Raw genomic sequence first — 8,511 nt, 5'->3', positions numbered from 1 at the left:
ACCCATATCGACGGCCGGAGGTGGTGATGAACAGCAACGAAAACCGCAGCGAAACGGACACGATGGGCACGATCGATGTGCCCGCTGGCCGCTACTGGGGCGCGCAGACCCAGCGTTCGATCGGCAACTTCCCGATCGGCGAGGAGCGCATGCCGACGCCGCTCATTCGCGCGCTCGGCCTGATCAAGGCGGCGGCGGCCGAAACCAATGTCGCGCTCGGCGTCCTCGATGCGGACCTCGCCGAGGCCATCGCGCGCGCGGCACGGCAGGTCGCCGATGGCGGCCTCGACGATCATTTTCCGCTCGTCGTCTGGCAGACCGGCTCGGGCACCCAGACCAACATGAACGCCAACGAGGTGATCGCCAACCGGGCGATCGAGATGCTGGGCGGCCAGATGGGCTCGAAGACGCCCGTCCACCCCAACGATCACGTCAATGCCAGCCAGTCCTCGAACGACACGTTCCCGACGGCGATGCACATCGCAACGGCGCTGGAGACGCACGATCGCCTGCTGCCCGCGCTCGACCGGATGATCGCCGTTCTGAACGAAAAGGCCGAAGCCTTCGCCGATATCGTCAAGATCGGCCGCACCCACACCCAGGACGCGACGCCCCTGACGCTCGGACAGGAGATGTCCGGCTATGGGGCGGCGCTGGAACTGTCGCGCACGCGCATCGACCATGACCTGATCAATGTCTATGCGCTGGCCCAGGGCGGGACCGCCGTCGGCACCGGCCTGAACGCGCCTGCGGGCTTTGCGACCGGGTTCGCCGCGCGCATCGCCGAGGCGACCGGCCTGCCGTTCAAGACCGCGCCCAACAAGTTCGCCGCGCTCGCCTCGCACGCCGCGCTGACCGATTTCCACGGCAGCCTCAACGCGCTGGCCGCCGACCTGTTCAAGATCGCCAACGACATCCGGTTTCTGGGGTCCGGTCCGCGCTCGGGCCTGGGCGAGCTCATCATGCCCGCCAACGAGCCCGGCTCGTCGATCATGCCCGGCAAGGTCAATCCGACCCAGGCCGAGGCGCTGTCCATGGTCGCAACCCAGATCATGGGCAACCACACCACGATCACCATGGCCGCCGCCCAGGGCCATTTCGAGCTGAACGTGTTCAAGCCGGTGATCGCGCTCAACGTGCTGCAATCGATCCGCCTGGCCGCCGACGCCATGACCTCGTTCACCGAGCGCTGCCTCGCCGGCATCGAGCCCGACCGCGCGCGCATCGCCGAACTGGTCGAGCGCTCGCTGATGCTGGTGACGGCGCTGGCGCCGCACATCGGCTACGATGCGGCGGCGGCGATCGCCAAGGCGGCGCACCGGAACGGCACGACGCTGCGCGAGGAGGCCGTCGGCGGCGGCCACGTCACGGCCGGGGATTTCGACCGGATCGTCCGGCCGGAGGCCATGATCGGCGCGCGGGACTGACCGGGGACGCAAATGGCGGGCCCCGTCAAGGGCGCGCCTTGCCGCTCAGCGCAGTGGCGCGGCCAGCCGTTGGGCAATGGCGCCGATCGGCGGCGGCACGCTGCCGGGCGCGGTGAACAGGCAGGCCTCGGACTTCAGGATCACGCCGTCTTCGAGCACCTTGAGCCGGTTGGCGCGCAGGGTCGAGCCGGTCGATGTGATGTCGACGATCGCATCGGCCTGCCCGGCCGCAGGCGCGCCCTCTGTCGCCCCGAGGCTCTCGATGATCCTGTAGAGCTGGATGCCGTGCTCCTGGCTGAAATGGCGCTGGGTCAGCCGCCAGTATTTGGTGGCGATGCGCAGGCGGCGGCCGTGCCGGGCGCGAAAGCCCGCCGCCACCTCGCCGAGGTCGGCCATGGTTTCGACATCGTACCAGGCATCGGGCACGGCGACGACCACATCGGCGCGTCCGAAGCCCAGCCGCGCCGCCAGGGTAAGGCGCGTTTCGCTGTCTGCGAAGCCCTCGCGCACCAGATCCTCGCCGGTGATGCCGGCATCGATCCGTCCCGCGCCGACCTCGCGCGCGATCTCCGACGCCGACAGGAAGACCACCTCCAGATCGTCGCGCCCGGCAACACATGCGCGATAGGAGCGGCTGTCGGCGGGCGGCAGGACGGCGATCCCGATCCCGGCGAGCAGGGCGAGCGCGTCCTCCTTGAGGCGGCCCTTGGAGGGCATTGCGAGCGTCGCGGTGCTCATCGGCCGCCTCCCGCAAGGCCGGCAACGCGGTCGAGCCAGACCGAAAAGCCCACGCCGGGCGTCGGCTCCGGCGCGCCGAGCAGGGGCAGCAGCCGGTCGTAGCGGCCGCCGCCGGCCAGAACGACGCCGTCGCGGCCGCGGACCTCGAAAACGAGCCCGGTATAGTAATCGAGCCGCCGGCCGAAGCTCGACCTATAGGTCATCGGCGCCCCGCCGGGATCGCGGGCACCGATCGCTTCGATGCGGGCGAGGAACGGCGCCATGGCCGCCGACAGGTCGACGCCGGCCGCCGCCGACCAGTCCGCGATCGCCGCCGGCGCATCGTCGAGCCGCGCATCGATGGCCAGAAATCCGCTCAGAGCGTCGAGCCGGGCCGGATCGGGGGTCAGCCGCGCCGCCTCGACCTTGGCCAGAAGCCGCCCGGCAATGTCGGCGGCGGTGCGCCCGCCCGCCCCGGACAGGCCGCCCGCGCGCAGTTCGGTGGCGATGGCCGCCTCCAGCGCCGGGCGATCGCCGGCCCGTGCCGGGACCGCGATCGGCGCGGACATGTCCGGCATGGGCGAGGGTCCGCCCAGCCGGTCGAGCGTCGCCGCGATCGCCTGGTTGCTGCCGAAGGCGTGCGCCAGGGTCAGACGCCAGCCGGCTGGCAGGCCGAGCGCGGCGAGCACCGCGTCGAACACGGTCTGGTCGCCGATGACGATCGTGGCGCGATCGGCCGGCACGCCCAGCCTTTCGAGCATCGCGGCGGCGTCGGCCACGGCGCCGGCGTCGGCCGCGATGATGTTCGCATCGCCGATGTCCTCGATGCCCGCCTGCAGGAACTCGCTCCCACCCGCCCGCCGCTGGCGGAACACCGTGCCGACATAGCCGTGGCGCGCCGGTGGCGCGCCGGCGGCCACATGGGCGCGGCACACCGGAATGGTGAATTCGGGCCGCAGGCACAGCGCCTCGCCCGTCTCGCTTTGCGTGACGAAGATGCGCCGGCGCATCTCCTCGCCCGCCATGTCGAGGAACGGGTCGGCCGGCTGCAACACCGGCACGTCGATGCGCGCGGCGCCGAGCCCGGCGAGGATCGTTTCGATATCGGCGCGGGCGGCAAATGAGCGATGGGCGCTCATGTCACGCCAAGGCCCCGCAACAGCGTTTCGATGCAGCCGTCAAGATTGTCGCCCAGTTCGCCCGTATTGATCCGGTGGGTGCGATAGCCCAGTTCGTTCCGCTTTGCATCCCTTGCCCGGTCGCGCGCCATGCCTTCGGGCCCGTGGCGATGCTCGCCGCCCGGTTCGATGGCGAGCCCGTGCGATTGGATCGCGAAATCGACGATAGGGGGCTGATCGACGCCTGTCGGCGGACATGGACGCCATGGTTCCGCTTGAACGGGCGAAGCGCCCGCCATAACCGCTTTTGACCGTCGATCATGTTGGGCGGGCGTCCAGTCGCCTTCTTGTCGACCTGGATCGGGATACAGGCGCGGGAGCCGAGTTCACCCATCGTTCTGATCGGCGAGCATCGCCTGGACCGTCGCCACCAGATCGGCCTGGTCGATCAGCGTCTGTCCCGGACGGACGGCGCGATATTCCTCGTTCGACTCGATCGCGGCGGCCTGGCGGCGGCCTTCGATCATGTCCTTGAGCTGGATCTTGCCTGAGGCGCGCTCGTCCGAGCCCTGAATGACGGCGATCGGACAGCCGCGCCGGTCCGCGTAACGCAACTGGTTGCCGAACTTCTTCCAGTTGCCCTGATACATTTCGGCGCGGATGCCGGCCTCGCGCAAATCCTGCGTGAACTTCTGGTACCGCCCGAGCGCCTCGGTGCCGCCGTCCATCACGGTGACGAGCACCGGCGCGGGCAGGCCGCGCTCATCCAGCATGCCGAGGTTCTTCAGCGCCGTCATCAGGCGCGAGACGCCGATGGAAAAGCCGGTGGCCGGCACGTCCTGCCCGGTGAAGCGCTTGACGAGGCCGTCATAGCGCCCCCCGCCGCCGACCGAGCCGAACTGTACCGTCTCGCCCTTTTCGTTGGTGACGTCGAACAAAAGTTCGGCCTCGTAGACCGGCCCGGTGTAATATTCGAGGCCGCGGACGACCGAGGGATCAATGCGGATGCGGTCGGGGCCGTAGCCGCAGGCGCGTACAATCAGGGAAATCTCGTTGAGTTCACTTATTCCCTTAGCCAGTGCAGCTTCACCTGAACCGGAAGCAAACACCTTCGCGGGGACACCATCAACCGAACTGACAGTGGTGCCCTCAGGCTTCGCTACCGCCTCCAACTTGAAGCTGAACGTTGTGAAGACCGTCTCGATCTGCTCCTCATCCAACCCTGCCCCCGGCGTGAAATCCCCGCTCTCGTCCTTGCGGCCCTCGCCGAGCAATTGGCGCACGCCTTCGATGCCGAGCCGGTCCAGCTTGTCGATGGCACGCAGCACGGTCAGCCGTCGCCCGGCATTCTCGTCGCCGCCGAGGCCGATGGCTTCCATCACGCCGTCCAGCACCTTGCGGTTGTTCACGCGGATCACATAGTCGCCGCGCTTGATGCCCAGCGCCTCCATCGTGTCGGCCATCATCATCGCCATTTCGGCGTCGGCCTGCACACCATGAGCACCAATTGTGTCGGCGTCGAACTGCATGAACTGGCGAAAGCGGCCCGGCCCCGGCTTTTCGTTGCGGAACACCCAGCCCGCCCGATAGGTGCGGTAGGGCAGCGCGATCGCGTTGATGGTCTGCGCCACGTGCCGCGCCAGCGGCGCGGTCAAATCGTAGCGCAGGCTCATCCATTGCCCGTCATCGTCCTGAAGCGAGAAGACCCCTTCATTGGGCCGGTCCTGGTCGGGCAGGAACTTGCCCAGCGCGTCGGTATATTCGAACATCGGCGTTTCGACCGGGTCGAAGCCGTAGCGCTCGAACACGCCCCTGATCTTTTCGACCATCGCCTCGGTCGCGCGGATATCGGCCGGCGAACGATCGGCGAAACCACGCGGAAGCCGCGCCTTGAGCGTTTGCGGCTTGGTCTTTTTTGTGTCGGACATGGGAGAACCTGAACGGAAAAAGCGCGCCAAAGGCGCGCGCTTTTCCTAGACGACCGGTTTTTCCGCCGCAAGGGCGGCGCGCGGCGCGCCTATGTCACGGCCGGGTCAATAATAGGGAGACACGCATTGTTTGCGCGGCCCGTGATAGGGCTGGAACGTGTTGTCGCTCGACCGGTAGGAGCGGTACTTCGCATCGCACCAGCGATAGTGCGAATGGCTCAGCCGGACGATGCGCGGCTTGATGCGCTTGGGCGGATGGTACGGCCGCGCCGGGATGTAGCGCTGGCGCGGCACCACCACCACGAAGGCTCCGCGCGGGAACCAGTATCCGTGATGATGCCGGTAGCCGTGGCGCTTGTGGCGATAGCCGCGATGGCCATTGTAATAGATGTGCTTGCCGTGCCAGTGAATGCCGATGCGAACCTGGCCGTGATGGCCCGCCAGAACCACATCGCCCTGCGCGGCCGGCGCAAGGCCGGCGGGCGGTTTCGGTGCCGGCATGGCGCCCGCATTCGGCGCGAACGCCAATCCGGCGGCCATGGCCAGGCCAAGCACAAATCTCGTCGATTTCATCGGAACGCTCCCATTTCCCGGCATGGTCCCTTCCATGGTCAATAAAGCATGAATCCCGTGCCGGTTCAAAGGGGCCGCCTTCCGGCGCGCCGGAAGGCCGGCGACCACGGTCAGCGCGGCCGCGCGAAAGCGGCGCGCGCGGCCTCGACCTCGGGCCGGCGCCAGCAGCCTTCCAGATGGTCGTTGACCAGCCCCATGGCCTGCATGAAGGCATAGACGGTGGTCGGGCCGACAAAGCTCCAGCCGCGCTTCTTGAGGTCCCGTGAGATCGCGGTCGAGGTCGGCGTCGTGGCCATCTGCGCAAGGCTTGCATGGTCGGCCACGGCCGGGCGCTCGTCCGCCCCCGGCTCGCGCGACCAGAACCAGGCGGCGAGCGAACCGAATTCATCGCACATCTCGATCGCGCGGCGCGCATTGTTGATGGTGCTTTCGATCTTGCCCCGGTGGCGCACGATGCCCGCATCGCCGAGCAACCGTTCAATGTCGGCGTCGCCGAAGCGCGCCACCTTCTCGAAGTCGAACCCGGCGAAGGCGGCGCGGAAATTGTCGCGCTTTCTCAGGATCGTCAGCCAGGAAAGGCCGGACTGGAAGCCTTCAAGGCAGATCTTCTCGAACAGGCGCGTATCGTCGGCCACCGGCCGGCCCCATTCGATGTCGTGATAGGCCAGATAGTCGGGCTTGCCGCCATGCCACCAGCAGCGCAGCTTGCCGTCCTCGCCGCGCACGAGACCGCGGGGAAGCCCGCCCCCCTCGGCCCGTTTCGCGTCGGTCAGGTCGTTTTCGGCCATTAACCACCTTCCTTCATGTCCCGTTCACCGCCTGCGCCAACGGGGCGCTAACCTTGCCGAAAGCTTTCGGCGCGCGGCGGCCCTTTGTGCCGTCCTATTCATATTTTGCTTGGCCGCCGGAGTCATGGTCCGAAGCGCGCCGCTCCCGACAGTCCCGTCACGAGCCTTCGGCAAGACGTTTCAAGCAAGGCGTTTCGAGCAAGACGTTTCGAGAGGATCAGAGCAGGACCGATGACAGCCATCACGACCCGCGCCGCCGCCCTTTCGGCGGTTCTCGCCCTCGCCCTTCAGGCTTCCGCGGCGGCCGGCGACCGCTACGCCACGCCACCGCCGATCGTGCTCAGCCCGGACCTGACCGCGCCCTGGGTGATGCAGTTGCAGAGCCCAAGGACACAAGGTGCCCGGGCGACCGCGCCGCGGGTGATCACGCGCCGCGACCACGACCGTCGGCAGGTCGGCGCGCCCGCCACCGCCCTCCGGCAAGCGGCCCTGTCCCGGCCGGCGACGCCGCCCGCGCGCGCCATCGACCCGGTCTACCTGCCACGGACCGTCGCCTACAATGGCGGCGAACGGGCGGGCACGATCGTGATCGATACCCGTGACCGGTTCCTCTATCTGGTCGGTGAAGACGGCACGGCCAGGCGCTACGGCGTCGGCGTCGGCAAGCAGGGCTTTGCGTGGAAGGGAACCGAGACGATCACGCGCAAGGCGCAATGGCCGAGCTGGCGCCCGCCGGCGGCGATGATCGCCCGCGAGGCCAGAAAGGGCCGCCACCTGCCCGCCTACATGCCCGGCGGCCCCGAAAACCCGCTCGGCGCCCGCGCGCTCTATCTGGGCTCGACGCTCTACCGCATCCATGGCACCAACCAGCCCTGGACCATCGGGCAAGCCGTGTCCTCGGGCTGCATCCGCATGCGCAACCAGGACGTCGAGGATCTTTATGCGCGCGTCGGCGTCGGCGCCAAGGTGATCGTGCGGTAGCGGCGCCCGCGTCCGCATTCGAGCCGAATTTGATTGGCGCGGCCCGCCGTCTGGTCTATGGGACGCTCATCCACGCAAGAGGGCGCCATGCTTTACAGGACCGTTCTGGCCGCCGCCATCATGGCATCGTCCACCGCCATCGCGGCGGCTCAGTTCCAGCTTTCCGCCTATGGCGGCTGGCAGACGGCGCCGCAGAGCCTGGTGACGGTCACCGGTGTCGGCGCCGAGCGCTTCACGGCCGGCTGGGAGGGCCGGTCCTTCGAGACGCCACCCTATTGGGGCATGCGCGGCACCTACTGGCTTGAACGATTCGGCATGCCGCAATGGGGCGTGTCGGTCGATTTCACCCACGCAAAGGTCTATGCCGACGCCGAGACATTTTCGAGGACCGACGGCTGGACGCGGTTCGAATTCTCCGACGGCATCAACATCGTGACCGTCAACGCCATGCGCAGGTTCCAGCGCCGGCACGGGTTCGAACCCTATGCGGGGGCCGGCGTCGGCCTGTCCATCCCCCATGTCGAGGTAACGCGTCCGGAGGGCACGACCTTCGAATACCAGATCGGCGGCGCCGCGTTCCAGGCCCAGTTGGGCGCCAATTACTATATCACGGACTGGCTGTCCGTGTTCGGCGAGTACCAGTTCAACTACGCCATGAACGATTTGACCCTCACCGAGGGGGCCAGGCTGAGAACCGACATCGCCACCAACGCGGTGGTTGGCGGTCTTTCGGTCCATTTCTGAGCCCGGCGCCAGCCCGGAAGCGGCGGACCGCCTTTTCCTCTTGGTCTATCGGGCGGCCTCGACCAGCGCATGAGAGCGGTTTGTCTTTAGAGCGGTTTGTCTTTGGATGGGAGCGGTTTGATGGACAGGGTTTTTCGCCGCGGCGAGGAAAACACCGCGGCGCGATCCGACGATCGCGCAAGGCTTTTGACGACGCCGCCGGCGGAAAAGACGTCCAAGCCGGAGGCCGGCAACA

9 protein-coding genes are annotated in these 8,511 nt (G+C 67.9%); 3 read left to right on the top strand and 6 right to left on the bottom strand.

Going from position 1 to position 8,511, the window contains the following annotated elements; all coding sequences use genetic code 11:
- Positions 1–26 precede the first annotated feature (26 nt).
- Complete coding sequence (gene fumC / locus AC5E6L_RS12040) at positions 27–1,427, top strand: class II fumarate hydratase (protein WP_491228553.1); 1,401 nt, start codon at positions 27–29, stop codon at positions 1,425–1,427.
- Between the two features lie 45 nt (positions 1,428–1,472).
- On the opposite strand, the gene hisG is transcribed toward fumC, so the two are convergent.
- The 6 genes from hisG to AC5E6L_RS12010 form a co-directional block, all read right to left on the bottom strand.
- Positions 1,473–2,165, bottom strand: coding sequence for an ATP phosphoribosyltransferase (gene hisG / locus AC5E6L_RS12035; RefSeq protein WP_491228554.1), 693 nt, complete (start codon positions 2,163–2,165; stop codon positions 1,473–1,475).
- On the bottom strand, positions 2,162–3,283 hold the full coding sequence (locus AC5E6L_RS12030; RefSeq protein WP_491773569.1) for an ATP phosphoribosyltransferase regulatory subunit: 1,122 nt from the start codon (positions 3,281–3,283) through the stop codon (positions 2,162–2,164). Before AC5E6L_RS12030 ends, hisG begins: the two co-directional genes overlap by 4 nt.
- The gene (locus AC5E6L_RS12025; RefSeq protein ID WP_491228556.1) at positions 3,280–3,561 is read right to left on the bottom strand and encodes an endonuclease domain-containing protein; all 282 of its coding nucleotides are present in this window, start codon (positions 3,559–3,561) and stop codon (positions 3,280–3,282) included. Before AC5E6L_RS12025 ends, AC5E6L_RS12030 begins: the two co-directional genes overlap by 4 nt.
- 87 nt (positions 3,562–3,648) lie before the next feature.
- On the bottom strand, positions 3,649–5,190 hold the full coding sequence (gene hisS / locus AC5E6L_RS12020) for a histidine--tRNA ligase (RefSeq protein WP_491228557.1): 1,542 nt from the start codon (positions 5,188–5,190) through the stop codon (positions 3,649–3,651).
- A 105-nt stretch (positions 5,191–5,295) separates the two neighbouring features.
- Positions 5,296–5,763, bottom strand: coding sequence for a BA14K family protein (locus AC5E6L_RS12015; RefSeq protein WP_491228558.1), 468 nt, complete (start codon positions 5,761–5,763; stop codon positions 5,296–5,298).
- A 110-nt stretch (positions 5,764–5,873) separates the two neighbouring features.
- On the bottom strand, positions 5,874–6,551 hold the full coding sequence (locus AC5E6L_RS12010; RefSeq protein ID WP_491773566.1) for a DNA-3-methyladenine glycosylase I: 678 nt from the start codon (positions 6,549–6,551) through the stop codon (positions 5,874–5,876).
- Positions 6,552–6,782: 231 nt separating this feature from the next.
- Between AC5E6L_RS12010 and AC5E6L_RS12005 the strand changes: the two genes are divergently transcribed.
- Positions 6,783–7,532: a L,D-transpeptidase gene (locus AC5E6L_RS12005; RefSeq protein WP_491773564.1), complete on the top strand. Its 750-nt coding sequence runs from the start codon at positions 6,783–6,785 to the stop codon at positions 7,530–7,532.
- Positions 7,533–7,619: 87 nt separating this feature from the next.
- Positions 7,620–8,276 carry an outer membrane protein gene (locus AC5E6L_RS12000; protein ID WP_491228561.1) on the top strand — a complete coding sequence of 219 codons (657 nt, stop codon included), beginning with the start codon at positions 7,620–7,622 and terminating at the stop codon, positions 8,274–8,276.
- Positions 8,277–8,511 lie beyond the last annotated feature (235 nt).

The sequence above is a fragment of the Roseitalea sp. genome (assembly GCF_984466335.1).
Note: the sequence above shows the minus strand (reverse complement) of the source record. Positions and strands in the feature narration are given on the sequence as shown.